This window comes from Saccharibacillus sp. CPCC 101409, from assembly GCF_030518235.1.
Classification (GTDB): domain Bacteria; phylum Bacillota; class Bacilli; order Paenibacillales; family Paenibacillaceae; genus Saccharibacillus.
On record NZ_JAULSA010000008.1, the window covers coordinates 187,055 to 212,209 of the forward strand.

23 protein-coding genes and 1 pseudogene are annotated in these 25,155 nt (G+C 59.7%); 15 read left to right on the forward strand and 9 right to left on the reverse strand.

What is annotated here, in order from left to right; translation table 11 throughout:
• Positions 1-59: 59 nt before the first annotated feature.
• Positions 60-974, reverse strand: coding sequence for an AraC family transcriptional regulator (locus QWJ34_RS17745; protein WP_302729869.1), 915 nt, complete (start codon positions 972-974; stop codon positions 60-62).
• A 151-nt stretch (positions 975-1,125) separates the two neighbouring features.
• Between QWJ34_RS17745 and QWJ34_RS17750 the strand changes: the two genes are divergently transcribed.
• The gene (locus tag QWJ34_RS17750; protein ID WP_302729870.1) at positions 1,126-1,575 is read left to right on the forward strand and encodes an SRPBCC family protein; all 450 of its coding nucleotides are present in this window, start codon (positions 1,126-1,128) and stop codon (positions 1,573-1,575) included.
• A 123-nt stretch (positions 1,576-1,698) separates the two neighbouring features.
• Here QWJ34_RS17750 and QWJ34_RS17755 read toward each other — a convergent pair whose 3' ends face one another.
• Complete coding sequence (locus QWJ34_RS17755) at positions 1,699-2,244, reverse strand: TetR/AcrR family transcriptional regulator (RefSeq protein ID WP_302729871.1); 546 nt, start codon at positions 2,242-2,244, stop codon at positions 1,699-1,701.
• A 197-nt stretch (positions 2,245-2,441) separates the two neighbouring features.
• On the opposite strand from QWJ34_RS17755, the gene QWJ34_RS17760 reads away from it, so the two are divergent.
• The 6 genes from QWJ34_RS17760 to QWJ34_RS17785 all read left to right on the forward strand — a co-directional run bounded on the left by QWJ34_RS17760 (position 2,442) and on the right by QWJ34_RS17785 (position 6,753).
• Positions 2,442-2,828: a DUF2255 family protein gene (locus QWJ34_RS17760; RefSeq protein ID WP_302729873.1), complete on the forward strand. Its 387-nt coding sequence runs from the start codon at positions 2,442-2,444 to the stop codon at positions 2,826-2,828.
• A gap of 39 nt (positions 2,829-2,867) precedes the next feature.
• A complete protein-coding gene (locus QWJ34_RS17765; RefSeq protein WP_302729875.1) occupies positions 2,868-3,053 on the forward strand; it encodes a carboxymuconolactone decarboxylase family protein in 186 nt (61 codons plus the stop codon).
• A gap of 63 nt (positions 3,054-3,116) precedes the next feature.
• Complete coding sequence (locus QWJ34_RS17770) at positions 3,117-3,980, forward strand: aldo/keto reductase (protein ID WP_302729877.1); 864 nt, start codon at positions 3,117-3,119, stop codon at positions 3,978-3,980.
• Positions 3,981-4,005: 25 nt separating this feature from the next.
• Positions 4,006-4,413, forward strand: coding sequence for a cupin domain-containing protein (locus QWJ34_RS17775; protein ID WP_302729879.1), 408 nt, complete (start codon positions 4,006-4,008; stop codon positions 4,411-4,413).
• Positions 4,414-4,476: 63 nt separating this feature from the next.
• On the forward strand, positions 4,477-5,454 hold the full coding sequence (locus tag QWJ34_RS17780; RefSeq protein WP_302729880.1) for an aldo/keto reductase: 978 nt from the start codon (positions 4,477-4,479) through the stop codon (positions 5,452-5,454).
• 96 nt (positions 5,455-5,550) lie between these two features.
• Positions 5,551-6,753: an AbrB family transcriptional regulator gene (locus QWJ34_RS17785; RefSeq protein ID WP_302729882.1), complete on the forward strand. Its 1,203-nt coding sequence runs from the start codon at positions 5,551-5,553 to the stop codon at positions 6,751-6,753.
• Between the two features lie 472 nt (positions 6,754-7,225).
• On the opposite strand, the gene QWJ34_RS17790 is transcribed toward QWJ34_RS17785, so the two are convergent.
• The 5 genes from QWJ34_RS17790 to QWJ34_RS17810 all read right to left on the reverse strand — a co-directional run bounded on the left by QWJ34_RS17790 (position 7,226) and on the right by QWJ34_RS17810 (position 10,373).
• Positions 7,226-7,747, reverse strand: coding sequence for a DMT family transporter (locus QWJ34_RS17790; RefSeq protein ID WP_302729883.1), 522 nt, complete (start codon positions 7,745-7,747; stop codon positions 7,226-7,228).
• Between the two features lie 29 nt (positions 7,748-7,776).
• Positions 7,777-8,205, reverse strand: coding sequence for a DMT family transporter (locus tag QWJ34_RS17795; RefSeq protein ID WP_302729885.1), 429 nt, complete (start codon positions 8,203-8,205; stop codon positions 7,777-7,779).
• Between the two features lie 84 nt (positions 8,206-8,289).
• Positions 8,290-8,604 (reverse strand): ArsR/SmtB family transcription factor, encoded by a 315-nt coding sequence (locus QWJ34_RS17800; protein WP_302729887.1) that lies wholly within the window; start codon positions 8,602-8,604, stop codon positions 8,290-8,292.
• 82 nt (positions 8,605-8,686) lie between these two features.
• The gene (locus QWJ34_RS17805) at positions 8,687-9,763 is read right to left on the reverse strand and encodes an anthranilate phosphoribosyltransferase (RefSeq protein WP_302729888.1); all 1,077 of its coding nucleotides are present in this window, start codon (positions 9,761-9,763) and stop codon (positions 8,687-8,689) included.
• Positions 9,764-9,776: 13 nt separating this feature from the next.
• Positions 9,777-10,373: an ANTAR domain-containing response regulator gene (locus QWJ34_RS17810; RefSeq protein WP_302729890.1), complete on the reverse strand. Its 597-nt coding sequence runs from the start codon at positions 10,371-10,373 to the stop codon at positions 9,777-9,779.
• 345 nt (positions 10,374-10,718) lie between these two features.
• Here QWJ34_RS17810 and nirB point away from each other — a divergent pair, with 345 nt between their 5' ends.
• The 6 genes and pseudogenes from nirB (at position 10,719) to QWJ34_RS17840 (ending at position 17,064) form a co-directional block, all read left to right on the forward strand.
• Positions 10,719-13,208, forward strand: coding sequence for a nitrite reductase large subunit NirB (nirB, locus tag QWJ34_RS17815; protein ID WP_302729892.1), 2,490 nt, complete (start codon positions 10,719-10,721; stop codon positions 13,206-13,208).
• Positions 13,205-13,573: a nitrite reductase small subunit NirD gene (gene nirD / locus QWJ34_RS17820; RefSeq protein ID WP_302729894.1), complete on the forward strand. Its 369-nt coding sequence runs from the start codon at positions 13,205-13,207 to the stop codon at positions 13,571-13,573. Before nirB ends, nirD begins: the two co-directional genes overlap by 4 nt.
• A gap of 28 nt (positions 13,574-13,601) precedes the next feature.
• A complete protein-coding gene (locus QWJ34_RS17825; protein ID WP_302729896.1) occupies positions 13,602-14,540 on the forward strand; it encodes a formate/nitrite transporter family protein in 939 nt (312 codons plus the stop codon).
• 14 nt (positions 14,541-14,554) lie between these two features.
• Positions 14,555-15,318, forward strand: a pseudogene (gene cobA, locus QWJ34_RS17830) (uroporphyrinogen-III C-methyltransferase).
• A 181-nt stretch (positions 15,319-15,499) separates the two neighbouring features.
• Complete coding sequence (locus tag QWJ34_RS17835) at positions 15,500-16,027, forward strand: TetR/AcrR family transcriptional regulator (RefSeq protein ID WP_302729898.1); 528 nt, start codon at positions 15,500-15,502, stop codon at positions 16,025-16,027.
• Between the two features lie 68 nt (positions 16,028-16,095).
• Entirely contained in the window at positions 16,096-17,064 is a 969-nt protein-coding gene (locus QWJ34_RS17840; RefSeq protein ID WP_302729900.1) for an NAD-dependent epimerase/dehydratase family protein, read from the forward strand.
• A gap of 619 nt (positions 17,065-17,683) precedes the next feature.
• Here the strand turns inward: QWJ34_RS17840 and QWJ34_RS27160 are convergent.
• A complete protein-coding gene (locus tag QWJ34_RS27160) occupies positions 17,684-19,465 on the reverse strand; it encodes a DEAD/DEAH box helicase (protein ID WP_483314285.1) in 1,782 nt (593 codons plus the stop codon).
• Positions 19,466-19,991: 526 nt separating this feature from the next.
• Between QWJ34_RS27160 and QWJ34_RS17850 the strand changes: the two genes are divergently transcribed.
• Both QWJ34_RS17850 and QWJ34_RS17855 read left to right on the forward strand, forming a co-directional pair.
• The gene (locus QWJ34_RS17850; RefSeq protein ID WP_302729902.1) at positions 19,992-21,506 is read left to right on the forward strand and encodes a methyl-accepting chemotaxis protein; all 1,515 of its coding nucleotides are present in this window, start codon (positions 19,992-19,994) and stop codon (positions 21,504-21,506) included.
• A gap of 352 nt (positions 21,507-21,858) precedes the next feature.
• Entirely contained in the window at positions 21,859-23,502 is a 1,644-nt protein-coding gene (locus QWJ34_RS17855) for a hybrid sensor histidine kinase/response regulator (RefSeq protein WP_302729904.1), read from the forward strand.
• 98 nt (positions 23,503-23,600) lie between these two features.
• Here the strand turns inward: QWJ34_RS17855 and QWJ34_RS17860 are convergent, their stop codons facing one another.
• Positions 23,601-24,893, reverse strand: a complete 1,293-nt coding sequence (locus QWJ34_RS17860; protein WP_302729906.1) for an N-acetylmuramoyl-L-alanine amidase family protein — start codon at positions 24,891-24,893, stop codon at positions 23,601-23,603.
• Positions 24,894-25,155 lie beyond the last annotated feature (262 nt).

Genomic DNA, 25,155 nt, shown 5'->3' on the forward strand with positions numbered 1-25,155 from the left:
AAAACAAAGAAAGCTCCGGGGGAAGAGTCTCCGCCGGAGCTTTCTGCGGTTTCGAACGGCTACCGGCTCCGCGCGCCCAGCGCATACGCTTCCGGCGTTACCCCGATCACCGACTTGAAGTCTTTGATAAAATGCGTCTGGTCGTGATAGCCCAGATCGTGCGACAGCGCCAGCAGCTTCGGCCGCGCGCCGTCCGATCCGCGGCTTTCCAGCGCTTCGGCCGCTTCCTGAAGCCGGTGCAGCCGGATCACCCATTTGGGCGAAAGGCCGATCCGGCTGCCGAACAGCCGCTGGAGCGTGCGCTTCTCGATCGAAAAAGCTTCGCACAGCGCGTCCACCTTGGTCAGCTCCCGGTCTTCGGCGATCCGGTCGGCAATCTCGCGCGCCAGCTCCGATTCGCGGTCGCGCTCCGGCGCCGCGCCGAGCAGCAGGGCGTCGAGCAGGTCCACGAGTTCTTCGCTTGTGCGCGAATGCAGCGCTTCTTCCAACTCTTTCGCTTCCGCCGCGATAATCCGGTCGACCGGGATCGGGATTCCGGCGAAGTCCGACAGCGGCCGGCGCAGCAGCGGATAGAAACCGCCGGGACGGAATTTGACGCCGAATACTTTGCCCCGGCCGGACAGCGGGTACGAGAAGCGCTCCGGCGTCGGCGCAAAGCAAAAAGTCCGGCCGGGCTCGATCACCAGATTGACACACGGATTGGGCACGACTTCCTGCCGGTACGCGGCGCTATCCCCCAGATCCCAATCGACCGTCCAGTAATGCCGGACAAGATCGGCAAGCTCCGGCGCGGGAGAATAGCGGAGCAGCCGGAACTTCTCGCGTCCGGCATTCGGGTTCAGCACGCCCAGCCCCGGCTCGGCGGAGTCGAAGAAAGGCCGGCGAGGGGCGGTCGATCCGGCTGCTCCGGGCGCCGGCCGTTTGCCGTCGATGTTTCGCGATTCGTTTTGGTCAAACGAAGGATGCTGCGGCATTTTTTTGCCTCCTGTCGCGTTTTTACTAGGCGAATACACGTTCTTAATTTATGCTGATTGTATCACGGACGAAGCGGACCCCGCTACTGCGGATTCGTATATCCCGCAGCGGCGGCGTTTCGTACAAAATACGCACACGGGAGGAATAAAAATGGATCTCGAATACGAAATTTACGTGGATGCGCCGGCGGAGAAAGTCTGGGAAGCGCTGGTGACGCCGGAAGGAACGAAAGCGTGCTTTTTCGGAACGGAGCTGAGGTCTTCGCTGGAACCCGGCGCGCCGTTCGAGTATGTGGGACCGGGCAACGACGGCGACGAGACGGTGCACGTACACGGGGAAATTATCGCCGCCGAACCGAACCGCAAGCTGAGCTACACCGAACAGGCCGGGCCGTCTTACATCAAGGACGAAGCCCCCAAGCCTACCCGCGTCACGTTTACGCTGGAGCCGGCCGGTTCTTGTACCAAGCTGACGCTGGTCAACGACCGGTTGGGCGAGAACCATCCTTCGCAAGAGCAGACGAAGAGCGCCTGGCCGATGATGCTCAGCTCGCTCAAGACGTGGTGCGAGACAGGGAAGACGCTGGATTTGGGTTGGTGACAGGCAGATAAAAAACGGCTTTAAGCAGCCCGGGCGGAAGCTCGGGCTGTTTGGGCTGCTGCGGACATTTGCGGTTATGCGCCGAAGCGAAGCTGCACGCTCGATTCGACCAAGGGATAAGACTTATAGATTGCGGTCCAACAATAACCCTGTTTGTTCCGCAATCGTGCGGGCGGGAATCGGCATGTCGTGCTTGAACCACCATTCCACCGCCCCTACAACCGCCGCTCCAAAAAATTGCAGAATGATGTCCTCGCTCAATCCCCGGTTTTTCCCTTCGTTTACATCGACTTCGACGCGGTACTCCTGCACCACCAGGTCCAGAAAGCGGCTGCGGAAATAAGCGGCGCTTTTCGTATTCAGCATCGTGGAGAAGAACAGATGATTGGCGGCAAAATAATCGAACCAAACATAGTTTCCTTCCTGAAAAGTCATATCGGATGCGGAATGGCAGAGTTCGCGCAGATTGCCGATATGTTCTTCGATAATTTTGTCGAGCAGGTCGTATTTATCGGCGTAATGCAAATAGATTGTGCCGCGATTGACATTGGCCCGGTCGGAAATATCCCGAATCGTGATATCGTCGAACTTTTTTTCCGACATGAGTTCAATTACGGCGTTTTTAATGGATTCCCGGGATCTCAGGATTCTGCGGTCTATCTTGGTCATTTTCAATCTCCTTTTTCGAAATAATCGGCAAATTCCGCATTCCTGTCGAATAACGCACACATCCCGAATATCTGCCTATTGAAAGCTTTCCACTTTTATTTAGGATTATAGACATGAGTCGTTTAAACAATCAATGTTCTTTTTTTGAAAAATAAATCGATTCCTCAATCCGGGGAAGTTACAAGGAGGCTGACAAGATGAGCAGTTGGTCGGAGACCGAACTTCAAAGCTTTGCCGACGCGGACGATCTGCATGTCTCGCCATTTCGCGCGGACGGCGTCACGTACGGTACGCCGACGTGGATATGGTCCGTGGTGGTAGACGGTTCTCTTTACGCCCGGGCCTATTCGGGTCGGGAATCAAGCTGGTACCAAGCCGCGCTGAGCCGGAAAGCGGGACGAATCTCTATTGCCGGACAAACGAAGGAAGCTGCGTTCGAGCCGGCCGGCGGAGATCTTAACGATCCGATCGACGACGCCTATCGCGTCAAATACCGGGGCAGTCCTTATCTGAACTCCATGATCGGCGAAAGAGCCCGCTCGGCTACGGTGCAGATTAAGCCGCGAGAGGAGGACGAACGATGAGCCGAATCGAACGGGGCCGGGAAAAGCACAAGCAGTTGTTTGGCGAGAGGGCGCAGGCGGGAACCTCCGGAAAGCCAGGTCAAGTCGCATGTACAGGGAAATGTAAAGGTCGGAAACGACAAAGAGACTTTGATCGCGGCGCTTACGCACTGTCTGCCGTATATGGGCTTTCCGCGCACGCTGAACGCGTTGGCTTGCTTGAATGAAGTGATTCCCGAAGATTAGAACGGATGCGGCGGCGCGTCCCGCGCACAGGGTAACGAGATCGAGATATAAGGAGAGATTGATATGTTCAATGAAATGTTCAAACTGGTTAACGGGTTAGAGATTCCCAAGCTGGGACTCGGTACCTGGCTGCTCGACAACGAACAAACCGCGCAGGCGGTCCGCGACGCAATCGGGATCGGCTACCGCCATATCGATACCGCGCAGGCTTACGGCAACGAAGCCGGCGTAGGGGAAGGCATCCGTTTAAGCGGCGCGGCGAGAGAAGACCTTTTTATCACGACCAAGATTGCCGCGGAACTCAAGGATTACGATTCGGCCGCGCGTTCCGTCGACGAGTCTCTGACGAAGCTGGGGCTGGATTACATCGATCTGCTGATTATCCATAGCCCGCAGCCCTGGAAAGAATTCCGCGGGGAGAACCGCTATTTCGAGGAAAATAAGCAGGTGTGGAAAGCGCTGGAGGCGGCGTACCGGGCGGGCAAAGTAAAAACGATCGGCCTTTCCAACTTTCTGGAGGAAGATGTGCGAAATATTCTCTCGGACTGCGAGATCAAACCGGCGGTCAATCAGATTCTGGCCCATGTAAGCAGTACGCCGTTTGAACTGATCGAATTCTGCCGTCAAAACGATATCCGCGTCGAAGCCTATTCGCCCGTTGCGCACGGCGCGATTCTGGAACATGCGGATATCCGGGCTATAGCCGATCAATACAACGTATCGGCGGCCCAGCTTTGCCTGCGCTACGATATTCAGCTGGGGCTTGTCGTCATTCCGAAAACGGCGAACCCGAACCATATGAGAATCAACGCGGCGCTCGACTTTACGATCAGTGAAGATGATATGGAAACGTTGAAAAATATCGAGCCTATTCAGGATTACGGCGAGCATAGTTCTTTCCCTGTATTCGCTGTGAAGCAGAAATAAACGGATAAAGGATGGAGGAATCTACATGATCAAACATGAAGAAGTGAAAAACGGCGTTATTTTTCCGGCAGGCGAGAAAAACGAAGCCTATGCCCAATACTTTGTCGGTCAAAGTTACCTGCGCACCTTGATCGCCGATCCCGAAGTGAATGTCGGCGTCGGGAACGTCACTTTCGAACCCGGCTGCCGCAACAACTGGCATATCCACCGCGGCGGATTCCAGCTTCTGCTGGTGACCGGCGGCGAAGGCTGGTACCAGGAAGAAGGGAAGCCCGCGCAATTCCTGCAAGCCGGCGATACCGTCGTGACCCGCGACGGCGTCAAGCATTGGCACGGCGCGGCCAAAGACAGCTGGTTCGAGCATATCGCGATCACCGCCGGCACGCCCGAGTGGCTGGAGCCGGTATCGGACGAGGAGTACGGAAAGCTTTAAGAAATAAAAACAAATAGAAGCCGGCGGCTGCTGCTGTCGGTTCTTTTATTAAGGAGAACAAAGATGGAATATACGAGACTTGGACATACCGGCCTTGAAATTTCCCGGATTTGCCTGGGCTGCATGGGCTTCGGCGATACGCGTTGGATCCACAAATGGGTGCTCGACGAAGAACAAAGCCGACCTGTTATCCAAAAAGCGCTGGAGCTGGGCATCAACTTTTTCGATACGGCAAATGTGTATTCGATAGGCGCGAGCGAGGAGATTCTCGGCAAAGCGCTGAAAGACTTCGCCAACCGGGACGAGGTGGTGATTGCGACCAAAGTTCACGGGCGGATGCACGAAGGACCCAACGGAGCGGGCCTTTCCCGCAAAGCGATCATGAGCGAAATCGATCAAAGTCTGAAGCGGCTGGGCACCGATTACGTGGACTTGTACCAGATTCACCGCTGGGATTACGATACGCCGATCGAAGAAACGATGGAAGCCCTGCACGATGTCGTCAAAGCGGGCAAAGCCAGATATATCGGGGCTTCGGCCATGTATGCCCGGCAGTTCCAGAAAGCGCTGCACACAGCCGATAAGCACGGATGGACCCGGTTCGTTTCGATGCAGAATCACTTGAATCTGATCTACCGGGAAGAAGAACGGGAAATGCTGCCGCTGTGCACGGAGGAGAAAATCGGGGTGATTCCGTACAGCCCGCTTGCCGGCGGACGGTTGACCCGGGATCCGCAGGAGCACACGCATCGTTCGGAAACCGATCAGGTCATCAAACAGAAATACGACGCGACGGCGGAGACGGACCAGGCGATTATCGACCGAGTGGCGGCGCTTGCGCAGCAGCACGGCGTCCCCCGCTCGCAAATTGCGTTGGCCTGGCTGCTGCGCAAGGAGCCGGTAACGGCCCCGATCGTCGGCGCGACGAAGATTTCCCATCTGGAAAACGCCGCGGCCGCCCTTTCGGTCTGTTTGTCTCCGGAAGAAATCGCTTCTCTCGAAGAACCTTATGTGCCTCACCGGATTGTCGGGCATGAGTAAGAGTTTCCGCCCTTTCCAAACGCCGAAGCTTATCTGCGATATAATACAAAGATAAGCTGAGCCTTATCGGCGCTCGGAAAGAAAAGAGGTCTTGCAATGAAACCAAGCAAAACGCCGAGAAAAGGCTTGTGGCAGGGGATACTTGCCGCCCTGCTGATCTCGCTCGCGGGAGCGCTGATCTTCCTGGCGCTGGGCCTGCCCGTGCCCTGGCTGCTCGGGCCGATGCTGGCGTCGCTGATCGGCTCGAATCTGCTGAGAGGGCGCTATGCTTGGCCGGCGAAGATCCGCAACGGGGCGATGATCGTGATCGGCTACACGATCGGCCTTGCGCTGACCGGCGAAGCGCTGCGCCGCATGGGCGCGCAGATTCCGTATATCGTCCTGATGACCTTTCTGCTCCTGCTGCTGTGCGCGGGCATCGCGTTTGTAATCGGCAGACTGTCCGGCACCGACTTCAAGACGTCGCTGCTCGGCAGCGTGCCGGGCGGACTGTCGCAGATGGTCATCATCGCCGAGGAAACGAAAGGAGCGGATCTGACGATCGTCACCGTCAACCAGGTGCTGCGCCTGCTGCTGATTATCGTCGCGATTCCGCTGCTGATCTACAGTCCGCTGTTCGGGCAGCACAGCGCCGAAGCGGCGCAGGCGGCCGTGCAGACAAAGGTGCCCTGGAGCGGATTGTTCCCGAATATTCTCGTCTATGCGCCGCTGTGCGTGCTGCTGGCGCTGCTCGGCAAAAAGGTCCGCTTCCCGACCGCGTTCCTGCTCGGTCCGGCATTCGGCACCGCGCTGCTTCAAGCGACCGGCTTCCACGCGCCGGCGCTGCCCGCCGGGCTGATCGCCGCCGCGCAGCTTGCGATGGGCACGTATGTCGGCATGCTGCTCAAGCCGGCGCAAATTCAGAACAAAGTGCGCACGCTGTCGCTGGCGCTGCTCAGCAGTATCCTGCTGCTGATCGGCTCGATCCTGCTGACCGTGCTGCTGACCCGTGTGCAGCCGGTTACGTCCGCGACCGCGCTGCTCAGCCTGGCGCCCGGCGGCATGGACCAGATGGGCGTGATCGCCCACTCGATCGGCGCGGAACTGTCCACCGTGACCGGCTACCAGCTGTTCCGTACGTTCTTTATCTTCTTCGCGATCCCGCCGCTGCTGCGGCTGCTGTTCCGGTATACGGACAAGCGGGCAGGCGCGGACACCGCAGCCCGCCGGACAGACACCGCCGCTGCGCGACCGGTCGGCCGAGCGGGAAGTGGAAGACTGACCGGCTCGGAGCCGAAGCAAGCCGGGAAGCGGGAATAGGTAGAGCCGCATAAGCTGCAAATATCCACTTTATTTGCTATTCCGGCCCCCAAAAACGGCGATCGGATGCACAAATCCACTTTATTTTCGTTTCCGGCGCTTTTTTGGCCTGCGAACCGAGAAGGAAGTGGATTTTCGCATTTCATCTTCGTTTTATCGTCCCTGTCTGATAAATGAAGTGGATTTTTGCATTTGACTTGGGTTTGGATGGTCAAGTCCATATTTGGGTGTAAAAACGAGACGGCTCGTCGATCCGGCGGCGAGGTCGGAAGACGCCGCCGCTCAAGACAGAAGGGGAGCACCGGAGATGCGCCTCAAATGTTGACGCCAGGGCAGCATTTTTCCATACGTGTTCTTTTTCAGTTCGAAATGCGGACTAAAAGTGCACATTTTCTGCGGGGCTTCAAAAAGACCTGCACGGTGGGGGCGTAAAAAGAATACCCGGTTGTGTCTCCTTTTTGGGCAAGTGTTTTTATACATCATGACGGACTTGACCGGTAAACGTATCTTCCGGCCGCGAAGACTTCGGCGTACCGCCGGGATTTTTGCCGCCTTTCTTATTGCCTTTATAGATGAAATACAGCGCCAACGCCATAAAAGCGAGCGCCAGCATCCGTTTGCCGTCCAGCGGAATTTTCAAACTGTAGAACCAGCCGAAATGGTCGATGACCATGCCGATTACGAGCTGCCCGACGATGCCGGCGATATTGGCCGCGATCACGCCGATCTTCGGCACGGCCAGCACGGTCAGCAGCAGGTAGATCGTGCCCAGAAACGCGGCGCTCAGCTGCCATTTCGGCGCGTCAAGCAGACCGGGGATATGTCCGCGTCCGAAGAACAAGACGAAAAGCGCCAGAAACAGCGTCCCGGTCAGAAAAGTCAAAAACGTCGTTTCGATCGTCCCGGCTTTGCGGCTGAGCGATCCGTTGATCGAAGACTGCGCGCTCAGCGTAAGGCCGCCGATCAGCGTAAAAATAATCATAAACATTCCCATGCCAGGTTCCTCCCGTTAGCTTGTCTGAATCAGTTGATGAGTACCAGCGCGACGGCCATCGAAAGCGCCGCCAGTATCTTTTCTTTGTTGACGGCCGATTTCTCGCTGCCCAGCCAGCCGTAATGCTCGATCGTCATGCTCATGACCATCTGCCCGACGATCACCGCGACCATCGTAATGCCCACGCCGACATACGGAACGCTGATGACGATCGAAGTCAGGTAAGCGACGCCGAGCAGACCGCCCAGCAGCGACCATTTCGGCGCCCGGAGAACATGCGGCAGATGGCCTTTTCCGAAAAAGAGCCACAGCAGCCCGAGAATGATCGAGCCAGCCAGGAAGTTGTAAAAACTCGTTTCGAGCTGTCCGATCGATTTGCCCAGCTCGGCATAGATCGCGCCTTCGAAGCTGAGCGCCGCGCCGGCAAGCAGAGCCAGTCCGTAATACAAATAACGCATCGAACCATCGCCTTCTTTCGTATAATTGAATATCTAGAAATATCGATATATACAGCGAAGAAAAAAGAACGGAAGCCGGGGCGCTCAGATCTCCGTTCTTATATACTCGGCAAACTGCCGAATAAATTCTTCGTTTCGTCTGTAATACGTCCACTGTCCGTAGCGATAGGATTCCAGCAGGCCCGCCTTCAGCATCATGTTCAGGTAGCTGGAGACGGTGGACTGGGAAGCGCCCGCTTTCTCCTGGATATCGCCGACGCAGACCCCTCCCGCAAAGTCGACTCCCTTGGGGATATGCGCGCCCTGCGCGGGGAAATGCTTCTCCGGTTCTTTCAGCCAGCCCAGAATATGCAGCCGAGTGTCGTTGGACAACGCCTTGAATACATCGATGGGTTTCATGGCAAGATTATATATCGAGATTTCGCGATAAGTCAAGTTGATCGAAAAAATACCGTTTCCGCCGGGCGTCGGCCGTTGGGTGCTAGGCGTTATGCGCCTGCGCATCCTTTGTGCCGGATTCGCCGGCCGGCGAAGCGGTTCGCAGAGCCGCTTTCCAGGCCGAGTAGATCTTCCATGCCGAACCGTCGTCCAGCAGAGGCTTGCAGGTGTACAAGCCTTCTTCGACCGAGCCGACCGCGCCCGTCAAATGCAGCCGCACGGCGGCGTTCAGCAGCGTCTGGTTGTAATAGGCCATAGCGCCGCCGCCCCGCAGCACTTCTTCGAGCATATGCAGCTGCCGCGGCGCCGTCCAGCTGGCTTCTTCTTCCGGCAGCTGCGTATCCAGCCCGTACATTTCCGGATCGAGCAGATCCAGTTCGCAGCGTCCGTTCTCCACTATATGAATGCGCGTCGGGCGATGGACGAACACGTCTTCCGAACCTTCGACGCCCTGGACGATCAGCGTCCGGCGGTAGCCCAGGCGGCTCGTCAGCCGGGCCAGCCGGTCGATGACCGTATTGTGGAACACGCTCAGCACAAGATACGGGGAGCAGGCGTAATCGACAAGCTTCTCCGCCGTGTTCAGCAGCGTGCGCATCCCGAGTTCCTCGCGGATGCCGTGCAGCCGGCCGAGCGGCGGGCACCACTTGGCGGAGTCGGCGAACAGCACGCCGCCCGCGCCCGCCGCGGCAAGCGCGTCCGCGTGGCTCAGCCGCAGCGGATCGATGCCGGCCTGCCGCAGCACGTCGTGCAGCGTAACGCCGTATTTGGGCGGCAGCGGAGCGGACCCGTGCAGCGTGACCGGCACGCCGGCGGCCGCCACGACAAAAGCGGTCGGCAGCGAAGCCCAGAACGTGGTTTTGCGGCCGTCGTACGGTCCGGCGAAATCGATGCCCGGCGCGCGGCATTCGCGGTAAGCTTGTGCGCGCAGCGCGGACACGAACGCTTCGAGTTCTTCGGGGCTTTCCAGCTTCAGCCGTTCGGCGATCAGGAAAGCGCCGATCTGCGCGTCGGTCGCCCGGCCGCCCAGAATATGCTCCGCGGCTTCCAGAGATTCCCCATAGTTCAAATCCCGCGCTCCGCGTTTGCCGCGGGCGACTTCTTTCAGCAGATCGATCATCGGCGCCGCCTCCTCAGGTTGGGTCGTGAAGCAGTTGATACACTTTGACGATGGACGTCGCGACGTCCACCATCCGTTTGCGTTCGTTCATCGCCTGCTTGCGCAGCAGGTCGTAGGCTTCGGACTCGGAAATGTTTTTGGTTTTGGACAGGATGCCTTTGGCCGTGTCGATCCATTTGCGTTCCTCGATGCGGGCGAGCAGCCGCTCGCGCTCTTTGGCCCACTGCGCCCGCTCGTAGCATCGCCTGGCGCTGAAATGCAGGATCCAGTGGATCTCGTCGGCGTGCATATAGGGAGAAAGAATACCGTCGATCCGCACATCGTCCTCGCAGGCGGATACGGACAGCGTAGCGGTCTCGGATGTACACCACCAGAGGACGGGCACCGTCTTACGGGACATCAGCAGATCGGCCCAGACGTTCATTTCGGTAATAGGCAGGGCGAGCACCGCGGCGTCCGTTTCCCCGACGCGCTCGAACGCTTCTTCGCGCGAGATTGCCGTTTCGACGATATAGCCGCATTCGCCAAGCCGGTTAACGGGATCGCGTTCGCCGGAACCCGGTTCGGCCGGGGCGGCGGAGGGGTTGTGCACGATGAGTAAGCTGTGCATGTGCGACTCTCCTTCTGTTCAGGATCGGTTTCGTCGATTTCGCCGGGATAAACCGCAGCGTCTTTTATATATGTTAATTTATATAACACGAAAACCGGATTTTTGTCGATTTTTTTAAAAATACAAAAATTAAATGTTAAAATTGTTGACGTGTTAAAAGGAATCCGGTATAGTCGGTCTCAAGATTTGACGCGGATACAATGGAGTGTCCGACCGAAGCGGCAATGGCGCCTGCTCTCACCTTAAACAGCAACGGGAAACGTGTGTTTCCGCTGCGGGTGAAGCGGGCTGTTTGTGTTTTTTCGACAACGAAATCCTGCATCGATTTGGAAGGAGCGACCCCATATGACGACAATCGAGCGTAAGAAACTGGTGCTGGTCGGCAACGGAATGGCCGGCGTCCGCACGATCGAGCATCTGCTCAAACTGGCGCCGGACCGGTACGATATCACGATCTTCGGCGCGGAGCCGCATCCCAACTACAACCGGATCATGCTTTCGTCGGTGCTGGCCGGAGGCGTCGGCATGGACGAGATCGTCATCAACGATCTGGACTGGTACCGCGGCGGCGGCATTACGCTTCATATGGGCCAGGCGGTTACGATGATCGATCCGCGGCGGCGCCGGGTGTACGCCGAAGGCGGCATCGAAGAAGAATACGACGAGCTGATTCTCGCGACCGGCTCCAACGCTTTTATCCTGCCGGTTCCCGGCGCGGACAAAGAAGGCGTAATCGGCTTTCGCGATATCAAGGACTGCCGGACGATGCAGGAAGCGTCGGCAAAATATAAAAAAGCGGTGGTGATCGGAGGCGGCCTGCTCGGGCTCGAAGCGGCGCGCGGCCTGCTGAATCTGGGCATGGACGTGACGGTCGTGCATATCAACGAGTACCTGATGGAGCGCCAGCTCGACCGGCCCGCTTCGATCATGCTGCAGCAGGAGCTGGAGAAGCAGGGCATGAAGTTCCTGCTCAAGAAGCAGACGGAAGCGGTGCTCGGCAGGCAGCGGGCCAAAGGGCTGCTGTTCAAGGACGGAAGCATGCTCGAAGCCGATCTGGTCGTGATGGCGGTCGGCATTAGGCCCAATGTCGAGCTGGCCCGGCGCAGCGGCCTCGACGTTAATCGCGGCATCGTGGTCGACGATCATATGCGGACGAGCGTGCCGAATATCCACGCCGTCGGCGAATGCGCGGAGCACCGCGGCATCGCTTACGGACTGGTCGCGCCGCTGTACGAGCAGGGCGCGGTGCTGGCGAAGAATCTGGCCGGTGCGAGCGCGGACGGCTATGCCGGTTCGGTCACCTCGACCAAGCTGAAAGTCTCCGGTGTGGACGTGTTCTCCGCCGGCATATTTACCGAACCGGAAGGCGCGCGGTCTCTGCGTTACCAGGACGAGATCGAAGGCGTGTACAAGAAGCTCGTGATTCGGGACGACCGGCTGATCGGCGCGGTGCTGTTCGGCGAAACCGGCGAAGGGCCGTCGCTGTTCTCGCTCATCAGGAGCGGGGAAAGGATCGCCGGCCGGGAAAAAGAGCTGCTGCTCGGCCTGCCGGCGGGCGCCGCTGCGGCGTGCGGAAGCGGCGGCGGAGCGGCGAGGCTCGAAGCCATGCCCGGCGACGAGATCGTCTGCGGCTGCAACGGCGTGTCCAAAAGCGAGATCGTCGCGGCGATCGGCGACGGCTGCACCAGCCTAGGCGCGGTTAAAGCCTGCACCAAAGCGTCCGCTTCCTGCGGCGGCTGCAAGCCGCTGGTCGAAGGGTTGGTGCAGCTGTATGCGGGCGACGCGGCCGTGGCCGTCAAGGAAGGCATCTGCGGCTGCACCGGTTTGAGCCGCGACGAGATCGTGGCGGAGATCAAGCGAATGGGACTGAAAACGGTCAAGGAAGTCATGAACGTGCTGGACTGGAACAACGAAGAAGGCTGCTCCAAATGCCGGCCTTCCCTCAATTATTATCTGGGCATGCTGTGGCCGGCGGAGTACAAAGACGAGAAAGAATCCCGATTTGCGAACGAACGCTATCACGCGAATATCCAGAAAGACGGCACATATTCGGTAATCCCGCGCATCTACGGAGGCGTAACGTCGCCGACCGAGCTGAAGCGCATCGCGGAAGTGGCGGAGAAATTCGACGTGCCGCTGGTCAAGTTCACCGGCGGACAGCGCCTCGATCTGCTCGGCGTGAAGAAAGAAGATCTGCCCGGCGTCTGGGAAGCGCTGGACATGCCTTCCGGCCACGGTTACGGCAAAGCGCTGCGCACCGTCAAGACCTGCGTCGGCTCGACCTTCTGCCGCTTCGGCACGCAGGACGCGATGGGCATGGGCGTACGTTTGGAGAAAGCGTTCGAGCGCATGAATGCGCCGGCCAAGGTCAAGCTCGCCGTCTCCGGCTGCCCGCGCAACTGCGCCGAAGCGACCGTCAAAGACTTCGGCGTGGTCGCGATCGACGGCGGCTGGGAGCTGCATGTGGGCGGCAACGCCGGCGTGCACGTCCGGGCGACCGAACTGCTGGGCGTGGTCAAAACGGACGACGAAGTGGAAGAATGGGCCAGCGCGTTCCTGCAATACTATCGGGAAAACGCAACCTGGAACGAGCGCACCGCGCCGTGGGTGGAACGCGTCGGGCTGGAGCATATCAAACAGGTGCTGGCGAGCGAAGACGAACGCAAAGCGCTGCACGCGCGTCTGCGAGATACGCTGGACCGCACCGTCGACCCGTGGAAGCAGATCGTAAACGAACCGGAGCTGCGCAAAAATTTCGAACGTCTCCCGGCGGCGGAAGTCGTATCGGGTTCCGCGGCGGACGACGGCGAACGCAAAAAGGAGGAATCGGCATGAGCCATTCGACGGAAAAAGTGAGAGTAGGCAGGCTGAGCGATATCGACCCGCTCGGTTCGCGCCGCCTGAACGTAAACGGCCTGGAAATTGCGTTGTTCCGCTTGTCCGGCGGCGAAATCCTGGCCGTGGAGAACCGCTGCCCGCACAAAGGCGGCGTCCTCTCCGAAGGCATGGTCTGCGGCCCCGTCGTCCACTGCCCGCTGCACGACTGGCGCATCGATCTGCGCAGCGGCGAAGCGCTGGACCCGGACAAAGGCTGCATCGAGACGTTCGCGACCGAAGTGGCGGACGACGGCACCATTTTCCTGACCCTGAACGCATCCCCCGGCGCAGCGGAGTCCGAGCCGGATAGTCATATTGCTTAGAACTTATTTCCGAAAGCGAGGGATTCCCATGGATTACGTCAAACCGGCCGAAGTGCTGCAAAGTATGATCGACACGGGCAAAAGCAAAGCGGAACTGTCAACGGCGCAGTTATTGATCCGGGGCGGCCTGGCGGGCGCGATCCTGGCCTGCGCGACCACGCTCGCCATGACGGCGTCCGGCCAGACCGGCATCCCGATGGCGGGAGCGGTGCTGTTTCCCGTCGGCTTCGTTATCATCGTGCTGCTGGGGCTGGAACTGGTCACAGGCAGCTTTGCGCTGATTCCGCTGGCCGTGCTGGAGAAGAAAGCGACCGTATCCGGCATGCTCAAAAATTATTTCTGGGTAATCGTCGGCCATCTGATCGGCTGCGGGCTGTACGCGCTGGGTTACATATTCGTCGCGACCAAAGCCGGCACCGACCTGTCCAACCCGCTGATCGCGACGCTGGTAAGCACGAGCGAAGCGAAAACGACCGCCTACAAAGCGCTGGGCGCGGACGGCATGCTGCTCGTCTTCGTCAAAGCGATCCTGTGCAATTGGATGGTGACGCTGGGCGCGGTGATGGCGATGACGTCCAAATCCACGGGCGGCAAAATTCTGGCGATGTGGCTGCCGATCCTGATCTTTTTCGGGCAGGGGTTCGAGCATACCGTGGTCAATATGTTCGTGATTCCGGCCGGCATGCTGCTGGGGGCGAACGTCAGCGGCGCGGACTGGCTGCTGTGGAGCGGCATCCCGGTGCTGCTGGGCAACTTTGTCGGCGGCACGCTGCTGACCGGACTGCTGCTGTACTGGGGACAGAAGTACGGTGGGAAAAGACATTCGGACGCCGGTATCCCGCAGAGTTCCGCCGCCGGCTCCGCAAACGCCAACGCGGCGCTGCCGGGCGCGGCGGCGAATCCGGCCGCTTCGGCCGTGTCGATAAACGAGCCCGTCCGCGCGGCCGCGCTGGAGAAAAGCGTATGACGAACCGCGGAAAAATGCCGGCCGGCAAAATCTCGATCGTCGGCGCGGGTCCGGGCGATCCCGAATTGATTACCGTCAAAGCGCTGCGGAGGCTGGAGCAGGCCGATGTCGTGCTGTACGACCGGCTGGTGAGCGAGGAACTGCTGGAGTACTGCCCGCCGGGCGCGCTCAAGATCTACTGCGGCAAAGCGCCCGGCCGTCATGCGCTGAGCCAATCGGAGATCGACCGCCTGATCGTCGATTACGCGTCGGTCGGCCATCGTGTGGTCCGGCTCAAAGGCGGCGATCCGTTCGTGTTCGGCCGCGGCGGCGAAGAAGCGCTGGCGGCGTCGCGGGCGGGCATCGAATTCGAAGTGGTGCCGGGCGTCACCTCCGCCGCGGGCGCGTCCGCTTCGGCCGGCATCCCGCTGACGCACCGTGGCACGGCCGCTTCGTTCGCCGTCGTCACGGCAGCCGGTGCGGCGAGGAAGCCGCGCCCGTGCGCTGGGACCTGCTCGCGCAGGGCGCGGATACGCTGGCGGTCTATATGGGCGTTTCGAAGCTGGAGGAAATCGCCGGCGAGCTGATCCGTCACGGCCGCGACGCCCGCACGCCGGCCGCGCTGATCGAGAACGCGACGACGCCGGCGGAGCGGGTCGTTACCGGCACGCTGGGCGATATCGCCCGCCTGGCGGCGGCGATAAAGATCGGCAATCCGGCGATCCTGATCGTCGGCGATACGGTCGGGGTGCGCGAGGCGCTTTTTCCGGCCGTGGCGCAGGGAAAGCGGATCGTGTAGCGAACAAAGCTGTGCGCGTAAAGAGAAATAAAAAAAGCGGAATACTGCAAGCGGCCCGTTAAACTTCGCCTTCAAGGCGGAGTTTTTCTTTTTGGGAAAAAAGGGTTGCATTTTGCCGGTCAGCGGTTATAATCATTTGTAATTGATCGATCACTAATCTAAAAAGGAAGGAGGACGAGCCATGGCCAGAAAAGCCGCTTCGCCGAATCGAAAAGAAGAAATCGTATCCGCCGCGGTCGAGGTGTTTGCCGAGACCGGCTATTACCGGGCGACGACGGCGCAGGTGGCCGGGCGGGCCGGGATTTCGCAGCCGTACGTGTTTCGCTTTTTTGCGACCAAAGAAGACCTGCTGGCGGAAGCGCTGAACGTCTCGTGGACGCGCACTTTCGACGCGTTCCGCGGCGTGATCGAGAGCGCCGAAACGCCGAAGCTGGAAGAAGAGCTGATCGGCGCCTATACGGAGCTGATGGAGCGCCATCGCAGCGAGATTCTGCTTCAAATGCAGGCGCAGACGATCGCGGAGCCCCGAATCGCGGGGATTATGCGGGAAGGATTTCGCGAAACGCGGAAGCTGGTGCAGGATGCGTTCGTCCGGGCGGGCATCGACAATCCGAAGCACCGGACGCTGATCTTCCTGGCGCGCGGGATGCTCTGCAATACGTCGATGGCGCTGGATCTGCCGGAGTTGATGGAAGAAGAGGACGTCTGAACGGCGGGCTCTTTTTTTAAACGGAATTTATGATTGATTAATCAATAATTAAACGGGGAGATGACGAAATGAAAAAAACTCTGGTGCTTGGAGCGACGGGCGGAACGGGCATGGCGATTGCGGGAGAACTGGTCAAACGCGGGATTCCGGCGGTGCTGTTCGGGCGTTCGATGGACAAACTGGAGCGTACGAAAACGGAACTCGGCGGATCGCCGCTGCTGGAACTGCATGCGGGCGATGTGTTTCGCGCCGAAGACGTGGCCGCCGCGGCGGCGGGAACGGAGATCGTTTTCCATGCCGTTTCGGTTTCTTACGACAAAATGGCGGATCAGCTGATCATGGGACGCGCGGTGCTGGAAGGGGTGGAGCGATCGGGAGCGAAGCTGGCGGTGGTCGACGGCATCTATCCGTACGGAAGAAGAAGATCGCCCGAGCCGATCGGCGAAGACTTTCCCAAGAATCCGCATACGCGCAAAGGCCGCGTCAAACTGGAATTCGAGCGGCTGCTGTTCGATCCCCGGTACGCGGGGATTCCGAAACTGATCGCGCGGCTGCCGGATTATTACGGCCCCTCGATGAATGCAGGCTCTTACCTCGGCCCGACCCTGGAAGGGATCGCGGCGGGAAAAACGACGATTTTTGCGGGCAGCATGCGCGTTCCGCGCGAGTTCGTGTATCTGCCCGACGCGGCGGCGATGATTGTCGAGCTGGCGCTGCGCGGCGAAGCGTACGGGCAGAACTGGCATATCCCGTCCGCCGGCCCGATCTCCGGGCATGAACTGGTGAAGATCGCGCAGTCGGCCGCCGGCGTCAAACGTCCCGTTCTTCCGCTGGGCCGCGCTTCGCTGTCGGCGATCGGACTTTTCGCGCCGGTGATGAAAGAAATCGTGGAGATGCTGTATCTTACGGAGGAACCTCTGCTGCTCAGCGGCGCGAAATACGAAGCGCTGATCGGCCCGATCCCGGCGACCCCGTATGCGCAGGGCGTGCGGGAAACGATCGAAGCCATGCGCGCTCGCGCGGCGGCGAAGGCGTGAAACGGGCGAGCGGGCGCGGAGGAGGGAAGAAGGTTGAGGACGGCTTCCGCGCCCTAACGGAACGTACAGACGCTAATCGCGGGTTCGACGCGGGATTTGAAAACTAACGGAACCCAGGGGCGCTAACAGCCGATCGGCGGAGAATTATGGGCGCAGTTGGCCTGTTTGAGAGCGCGGGGTTGCGTTAGAAAAAAATCGGGGCGAAAACGGGCTCCATAGCGTCTTCTCGTTCCGTTGGTGGGGCGGCGGCATGACGAAGGCGCGGCACGAACTGGCAGAGAAGCGGTGTCGAGCGCAAAGAGCGGACGGAAAACGACAAATGAGACGAGCTGCAGCGAGAGAAGCGGATAGGGGTGCGGAGCGGCAGATCAGCACACGATAGGCCGTTGGCGGAGCGGCCGAGGGCCGAGGCGGCTGCCCCGCCAACGGCTTATGGACGAAAAAGGACCGTTCTCCCCGCCGGCCGGCGGGGGAAACGGTCCTTCTGTATGAGCGGCTTCGATCGAGCCGATGCGTAAAGCTCCGCCGCAGTCCGCGGCTGAACGGAACGCGGCGAAGCCGAAGCATGAAAAGCGGAAGCCGTCCCGCCGCTTGAACGGCGGGACTTTACTTTGCCGGCTTAGGCCTTGTCCCCGGACAGGCCGTAGCTGGCGCGGTAATGCGTGTCGGCGGCCCATTGCCCGCTGACCCACTTGTCGGCGCCGCTGCGCGCCGACGCCGCCGTGCCCGGCTGCGGCCGGCCGCCGGTGCGGCCGCGGCCACCGGCGTCGTTCGCGCGCTTATCGCCGCGCGAACCGCCCTGCGCGGCCGACTGCTGTGCCGCGCGGTCTTTACCCGGTCTGCCGCTCTGGCCGGCAGACCCCGACTGCCCGCCGCCCGGACGGGAGGCGGCGGCTTTGCCGTTCGCGCGGCCGGCCTGCCGCGCGCCTGCGGCGCCCTGCGCCTCGCTCGCGGCGCCGTCTTTCGCGCTATTCGCGCGCGCGGCGTTTCCGCCGTTGTTCTTCGCGCCGTTTCCGCGCGCCGCGCCTGCGGCGCTGTCTTTCGCATCTTTGGCGCCAGCTGCGCGCGCTTCGCTTCTGCCGCTGTCTTTCGCGCCGTTTCCGCGCGCCGCGCTTACGGCCCCGCCGCTATTCTTTGCGCCGTTCGCGCGCGCTTCGCCTTTGGACGCGTTCTTCGCGCCGGACGGCTGTGCGCCGCCCTGTCCGCTGCGGCGTCCGCGGCCGCCGCGTTCCTGCTGCTGAGGGTCCGCCGCCGGCGTTTCGCCGGTCATCGGGTACGGATGATCTTTGACTTCCGGGATGGACTTGCCGATCAGCTTCTGGATATCTTTCAGGTACGGCAGTTCTTCCGTTTCGCAGAACGAAATGGACACGCCGGCTTTGCCCGCGCGGCCGGTACGGCCGATCCGGTGTACGTAAGTCTCCGGAATATTCGGCAGGTTGAAGTTGATGACGTGCGACAGCTCGTCGATGTCGATGCCGCGCGCCGCGATGTCGGTTGCGACCAGCACGCGGGTCGTGCCGTTCTTGAAGTTGTTGAGCGCCGTCTGGCGGGCGTTCTGCGACTTGTCGCCGTGGATCGCCAGCGCCGGGATGCCCGAACGGTCGAGCAGGCGCGCGACGCGGTTCGCGCCGTGCTTGGTGCGCGTAAACACGAGCGCCGAAGCGATCGATTGGTCCTGCAGGATATCGGTCAGCAGCTTCTGCTTATTCGGCTTGTCCACGAGGTAGACGGACTGCCGGATCACTTCGACCGTCGACGAGACCGGCGTGATTTCGACCTTGGCCGGGTCGACGAGCAGCGAGTCGACCAGTTGGGCGATCTCCGGCGGCATGGTGGCCGAGAAGAACAGGGTTTGCTTTTTGGCCGGCATTCTGGAAATGATCTTCTGCACATCGCGAATAAAGCCCATATCGAGCATGCGGTCGGCTTCGTCGAGGACCAGAATCTGCACGGAATTCAGATCGACGTGCTTCTGGTTCATCAGGTCGAGCAGGCGTCCCGGCGTCGCGATCAGGATATCGGTGCCTCGCTGAAGCTCGCGCTCCTGCGGAGCCTGCGAAACGCCGCCGACGATAACCTGGCTGCGCAGGTCGGTGTAGCGGCTGTAAGCGCGGATATTGTCGTAGATCTGGATCGCCAGCTCGCGCGTCGGCGTCAGGATCAGCGAGCGGATCGGGCGCTTGGCGCCCGCCGCGAGCGGCTGCGCCGACAGGCGCTGGATGATCGGCAGCGAGAACGCCGCCGTTTTGCCGGTGCCGGTCTGGGCGCAGCCCAGCACGTCGCGTCCTTCGAGCGCAACGGGAATCGCCTGGCGCTGGATTGGCGTCGGGGATGTATAGTTTTCTTTTTGCAGGGCTTTGAGGATCGAAGGGATCAGGTTCAATTCATTAAATGTCATGGTGTCTCCTTTGGAAATAAATCTATTGAAATAAATCGATGGAATATCGAAAGTCGGATAGCTGAAATTACCGGTCGAATATAAAGACGATGCAACGTATAACTCTAACATAAATTCGGAAAATTAAACAGGGTCTTCGAGCCTCGGCCGTAAAATTGCAGGCAGCCGTCCACGCGGCGAACCGCGAATCCGGCCTCGTGCCGGAGATTTGCCCTCTTTTCAAGAAAACCGCCGATCGCGCGGAGATCCCGCATTCGATCCGACTCGGGCGGATCGGAGAACTTGCGGGAGCGTCGAACCGAAAAATAAATAGGTCGGTTCCCTGATTTTTGCTTCATAACCTCCCGATTTTTTTCGATATAGATGTGTTGGTGCTTATTTGCTTTCTTGAAATCGGTCAGATCTCATTAATAACTATCGCGGTCTATAATCGCTGCAACAGGACTGCCGAACCGACCGGCCCGGAACCGACGATCCGCGGCCGGCCGCAGAAGAAAGCTCCGGTAAATCGAAGGAGGAACTTAGAATGTTGTTTAAAACGGCTGCAAGCAGCCCGAATGCCGCGCTGCTCGCGGCGAGCCGGGAACTCAGGAAAGCGGTGGAAGAAGGAGGCGAGGCGGCGGAGCTGCAATCCGCGGGGACTTCCGCGGAAGAGCGGGAGATTGCGGACAATCTGAACGCGGTGCTGAAGCTGTACGCCGCCAAAGCGGCCGACTCGGAGCTTCGGCTCGATCTGGTATCGCAGGCGATTTCCGTCGGCTTATGGGATATGACGGTCGTAGCCGGAGATCCGGTCAATCCGAACAACGAGTTTATCTGGAGCAACGAGTTTCGCCAAATGCTCGGATACCGCGACACGGGCGATTTTCCGAACGTGCTGGACAGCTGGGCGTCGCGCCTTCATCCCGAAGACTCGGGTTGGGTGCTTGATGCGTTCGCCGCTCATTTGACCGATCGCACGGGCCGCACGCCTTACGATATCCAGTACCGGCTTCAGCTCAAGACCGGCGAATACCGCTGGTACCAGGCGACAGGTACGACCACGCGCGACGAAAACGGCGTGCCGCTGCGCGTCGTGGGCGCCCTGTTCGATATCCACGACAAGAAGCTGCGCGAGAACGAGCTCCGCAGCATGGTGACGCGCTACGACCTGATTAACAAAGCGCTGACCGAATCGCCATGGGACATGACGGTGGTAGCGGGCGATCCGGTCAATCCGAGCAACGATATCTGGTTCTCCGACCAGTTTCGCCGCATGCTCGGCTGCCATAACGAGCAGGATTTCCCGAATGTGCTCGACAGCTGGGCGACCCGCCTGCATCCGGACGACGCGGAGCAGGCCCAGCAGGGACTGGCCGATTACTTGAACGATTACAGCGGACGCACGCAGCTCGACCAGGAATACCGGCTGCGGCACGAGGACGGGCGGTACCGCTGGTATCATGCGAGCGGAGCGACGATTCGGGACGAGCGCGGCGTGCCGCTGCGCCTGGCCGGAACGCTGCGCGATATTACGTTCGAGAAGAGCCGCGAATCGTTCGCGGAGCAGATCAACCGGAAGATCGGCGGGCTGTCGGAAGCGATCGGCGACATGGTGGCGGGGATCGATTCGGTATCCAGCGGCGCCCAGGCGATCGTCAACATGCAGGACAAGTCGACCCGAGCGGCCAACCGGGCCAAGAGCAGCGCGGAAGAAACGCAGAATATCTCCAGCTTTATCAAGGAAGTAGCGGAGCAGACCAACCTGCTCGGCTTGAACGCGGCGATCGAAGCGGCGAGAGCCGGCGAGTTCGGACGCGGCTTCTCCGTCGTGGCCGAGGAAGTGCGCAAGCTGGCGGTCAACAGCGCGCAGGCGACCGGCAATATCGAAAGCAGCCTGAACGAGATGAAAGAACAGATCGACCGCATTCTGAACAATATCGGCGCGATGGCGGAGCTGACGCAGGCGCAGGCCGCGATGACCCAGCAGGTCAACGCTTCGGTGATCGAGATTCGCGCGCAGGCTTCGGAACTGGCCGAATTGGCGGACTCCGTCGAATAACAAACCGATAAGCCGCAGGCGGAAGACCGATTCGATCCGCAGCGGAAACGTCGGGAAAATGCAGGATGGACGCGCTTGGACAGGCGTTCATTTTTTTGTGTATTATCAGGCGCGCAAGCAAAAAAATACAAAAACAAACAGAAACGAATAAATTTTTCGGAAAACGGTTATAGAGCATTCTTTTCAGGGTCTTTTTCGGTTATAGTGAGGGTAAAGAAATACGTTACTTGCAATTCGCATTCAGGCGATAGATTAGGACATGAACGATATTCGAACCATTCGCGCCCGGCGTTTATTGTGGAGCAAGAAAAGCTACTCGGATGTCGCAATTTTGATCAGCGGAGGATACGGTATGCAGCGGAAAAACCGGATATTTTTTGAAAGCTTTGCCGAAGCGGCCGGCCATGTGGTGGATCTGCTCAGCGAACAGATGACGGCGGATGCGATCCTTGTCGTAACGAGCGAAGGAAATGTAAGCACGGTAATCAAAGCGTTCAACCGCGGCAGGACGCTGGTGCGCGAAGGACAGGTTATTCGTTTCGATGCCGAGTTTTTTGAAAAATGGACCGATTCGCACTGGGACCGTCCGCTGGTGATTCCGCAGACCTCCCGGCATCCGCTTACCCACAACCAGTACGCGACCCGCACGTACGGCGACCATGCGCTGATCGGATTCCCCATTTCGTATCCGGACGGGCGCAAATACGGCGCGCTCGCGGCGCTCAGCGCTTCCGAGCCGTTTCGCGACAAAGATATGCAGCTGCTGACCTCGATGTCGCTGTTTCTGTCTTATATCGTCGAACTGGAGCGCCGGGTCGAGCTCGACCGGGATTGGATCGGCCGGCTTGCGGAAGACAAGCGCAGCATGGAGAATCTGGCCGAGGCCTATCTCGACGAAGCGAAAGCGGCGCAGCGGTCGACGCGGGAAAAAGCGGATTTTCTGGCGATCATGACGCACGAGATCCGCAATTCGTTGAACGGCAGTGTCGCGATGTCGGATCTTCTGCTGACGACCGAGCTTGCGCCGGACCAGCGGAATTATCTCGACATGATCCGTTCCAGCAACGATACGCTGCTGACGCTGGCGAACAATATCCTCGATTTCAGCAAGCTCGAAGCCGGCAAGCACAACGTGGAAGAAGCCCCGTTCGATCTGATCTCCACGATCGAGGACGTCGCCTGCCTGCTGGCGCCGCGCACGATCGAGCAGCAGGTGGAGCTGATTCTGGATCTTTCCGGCGACCTCCCGGCATTCGTGCTGGGAGACGCGGGCAAGATGCGCCAGATTCTGCTCAATTTGCTCGGCAACGCCGTGAAGTTTACGCATCAGGGAGAGATCGTTGTCACGGCGCGCGAGCTGCCGGGAACGGACGGCCGCGAGGCGAACATCGAGCTTACCATTTCGGACACGGGGATCGGCATCGCCGAGGATAAGCTCAAAGGGCTGTTCGACCGGTATTATCAGGCCCACGAAGCGGGCGGAACGTTCAACTACGGAGGAACGGGCCTCGGCCTGTCCATTACCCAGAGTCTGGTCGAGCTGATGGGCGGGAAGATCTCCGTGCAAAGCGAAGCCGGCCGGGGCACGGCGTTCCGGATTCAGATCCCGTTTATCCGGTACGGGGAATTCGAACTGGAGACGGCCGCGCGGCCGCTGGACGGCATACGGGTGCTGATCGTGGACGACAACGAAACGACGCTGGGCGTGCTGGAATGCCTGCTTCGAAGCTGGGGAGCGCAGCCGTTCGGCGTGCGGACGGGAGAAGAAGGGCTGGAGCGTTTGAAGAACGGCTCCTTCGATCTGGTGCTGCTCGATATGCACTTCGAGAATTTGGCCGCGCAGATTCGCGAGTTCGGCCTTACGACGCCGCTCGGCCTGCTGGCGCCGCTGGGAACCGTGTTCGATCTTCAGGACAAGAATTCTTTCCGCTTTATCGCGTTCAAGCCTCTGCGCAAGCTTCAGCTGTACAGCGCGATTGCGTCGGTACGCTCGTAAAGCCTGCGCTTCCGCATAAGAAACCCCCTGTTTCCGCATAACGGAAACAGGGGGTTTGATCTAGCGGTTTTTGGCTTGCTCCCATGCCGGGTTCTTTCTTAGTTCGAGAAGTACAATTGCAGCCCGTCGGCGACCGCTTTGGCCGCTTTGCGCTGATAATCGGCGCTGCCGACGACGCTTTCGTCGGACGGATTGGACAGGAAGCCCATTTCGAGCAGCACAGCCGGAACGCTGTTCTCGCGAATCACCTTGAAATTGCCGAACGCCAGGCCGTTGTTGCGCAGTCCGATGCCGCCTTTGAGCGGCGCTTCGAGTGCGCGCGCCAGCTTGATGTCTTTCGATTCCGAATAGAAGCAGACCAGCGTTCCGCTTGCCGAAGACGTCAGCGCCGAATTGTAATGGATGCTGACAAATGCGTCCGCTCCGAGCGCCGGCGCGAGCTGCGCCCGCTCCGCCAGGGAAGGACGCTGCGAATTCTGCGTCCGCGTCATCTCCACGCGCGCTCCGCGCGAAACCAGATAATCGCGCACATACAGCGCGGTTTGCAGGTTCAGTTCGCCTTCGACCAGTCCGTGCGAAGTGCCCACCGTGCCCGGATCGTCTCCGCCGTGCCCGGGATCGAGCACGATCAGCTTGCCTTTGAGGCTGCCGGATTGAATATCCGACGTGTCGGCCGGCTCGCTTTTGGCCGCGGCGCTGCTGACGGTGGCGGCTTTCCGGTGCTGCGTGGCGGACACGGCTTTCGCCGCTCCTCCGCCCTGCAGATACTGCGAGGAGACCCAGCCGTAAGCGCCGTAAGACGTCATGATGCGCGTCCAGCCGTTCTGGTTCTCCAGCACGGTAACGGCGTCTTTGCGGTTGGCCGAACCGAGCATTTCCCACTTTTTGCCGGGACCGCTGCGGATAATGACCGAGTTCGCCGTAACCAGCGCTTTGCTTCCGGTCGCCACTTTGGCCGAACCGGACGAGACGGCCGCTCCTTTGCTTCCGGCGGCGCTTCCCGAAGCCGATTTTCCGGTCGAAACGGCGGCTGCGCCTTCTTTTTTGAGATAGTAACCGGCTACCCAGCCCGAAGTCGAAGCGTTCTCGACTTTCAGCCAGCCCAGCAGTTCGTCGGTCACGTTGACGACTTCGCCGCTCTTGAGCGAGCCGATTACCGGCGTATCCGGGCCCGCTTTGCTGCGCACGTTCAGCGAGTCGGTATAGACTTTGGCCGTATAGGAAGAACCTTCCGCATAAACCGGGCCGGAGGAGTAAGGGAACAAACCGCCGACGCCGGCGGCCAGAGTCAGCATGGCAAGGCCGGCGCGCCGCGCAAAACGGCGCTTCGTATTCGATGGCGTTCCTTTTTCTCCGGGGCCCGCATGGTTCTGTCTGCTCAATCGATTCATTTATGTACCTCCGCATGTCGTGTTCGTGATTGTAAAATGCCGGACCGTCGGTAAATAGTATCACAAGCGAACACAATTTCAAATTTTATTACCCACATCTACACCGAAAATATACACGGATCGACCGGGTATGAGCCGATTTTTTTTGTAATTCCTACGAAATACTTACGAAAAGGTTACAAAAATGACACCCGATTAGGGCTCAGGGCCCCCGAACAATCGGCGAACACAGAAACCGGTCAATTGAAGAACAAACGGCTTA

Coding starts and splice junctions, on each gene's coding strand:
- QWJ34_RS17860 (WP_302729906.1), bottom strand. CDS start 24,893: ATGAATCGATTGAGCAGACAGAACCATGCGGGCCCCGGAGAAAAAGGA.
- QWJ34_RS17770 (WP_302729877.1), top strand. CDS start 3,117: ATGTTCAATGAAATGTTCAAACTGGTTAACGGGTTAGAGATTCCCAAG.
- QWJ34_RS17760 (WP_302729873.1), top strand. CDS start 2,442: ATGAGCAGTTGGTCGGAGACCGAACTTCAAAGCTTTGCCGACGCGGAC.
- QWJ34_RS17800 (WP_302729887.1), bottom strand. CDS start 8,604: ATGAAACCCATCGATGTATTCAAGGCGTTGTCCAACGACACTCGGCTG.
- QWJ34_RS17825 (WP_302729896.1), top strand. CDS start 13,602: ATGGATTACGTCAAACCGGCCGAAGTGCTGCAAAGTATGATCGACACG.
- QWJ34_RS17805 (WP_302729888.1), bottom strand. CDS start 9,763: ATGATCGATCTGCTGAAAGAAGTCGCCCGCGGCAAACGCGGAGCGCGG.
- QWJ34_RS17755 (WP_302729871.1), bottom strand. CDS start 2,244: ATGACCAAGATAGACCGCAGAATCCTGAGATCCCGGGAATCCATTAAA.
- nirD (WP_302729894.1), top strand. CDS start 13,205: ATGAGCCATTCGACGGAAAAAGTGAGAGTAGGCAGGCTGAGCGATATC.
- nirB (WP_302729892.1), top strand. CDS start 10,719: ATGACGACAATCGAGCGTAAGAAACTGGTGCTGGTCGGCAACGGAATG.
- QWJ34_RS17855 (WP_302729904.1), top strand. CDS start 21,859: ATGCAGCGGAAAAACCGGATATTTTTTGAAAGCTTTGCCGAAGCGGCC.
- QWJ34_RS17840 (WP_302729900.1), top strand. CDS start 16,096: ATGAAAAAAACTCTGGTGCTTGGAGCGACGGGCGGAACGGGCATGGCG.
- QWJ34_RS17810 (WP_302729890.1), bottom strand. CDS start 10,373: ATGCACAGCTTACTCATCGTGCACAACCCCTCCGCCGCCCCGGCCGAA.
- QWJ34_RS27160 (WP_483314285.1), bottom strand. CDS start 19,465: ATGACATTTAATGAATTGAACCTGATCCCTTCGATCCTCAAAGCCCTG.
- QWJ34_RS17775 (WP_302729879.1), top strand. CDS start 4,006: ATGATCAAACATGAAGAAGTGAAAAACGGCGTTATTTTTCCGGCAGGC.
- QWJ34_RS17785 (WP_302729882.1), top strand. CDS start 5,551: ATGAAACCAAGCAAAACGCCGAGAAAAGGCTTGTGGCAGGGGATACTT.
- QWJ34_RS17795 (WP_302729885.1), bottom strand. CDS start 8,205: ATGCGTTATTTGTATTACGGACTGGCTCTGCTTGCCGGCGCGGCGCTC.
- QWJ34_RS17790 (WP_302729883.1), bottom strand. CDS start 7,747: ATGGGAATGTTTATGATTATTTTTACGCTGATCGGCGGCCTTACGCTG.
- QWJ34_RS17750 (WP_302729870.1), top strand. CDS start 1,126: ATGGATCTCGAATACGAAATTTACGTGGATGCGCCGGCGGAGAAAGTC.
- QWJ34_RS17835 (WP_302729898.1), top strand. CDS start 15,500: ATGGCCAGAAAAGCCGCTTCGCCGAATCGAAAAGAAGAAATCGTATCC.
- QWJ34_RS17745 (WP_302729869.1), bottom strand. CDS start 974: ATGCCGCAGCATCCTTCGTTTGACCAAAACGAATCGCGAAACATCGAC.
- QWJ34_RS17850 (WP_302729902.1), top strand. CDS start 19,992: ATGTTGTTTAAAACGGCTGCAAGCAGCCCGAATGCCGCGCTGCTCGCG.
- QWJ34_RS17780 (WP_302729880.1), top strand. CDS start 4,477: ATGGAATATACGAGACTTGGACATACCGGCCTTGAAATTTCCCGGATT.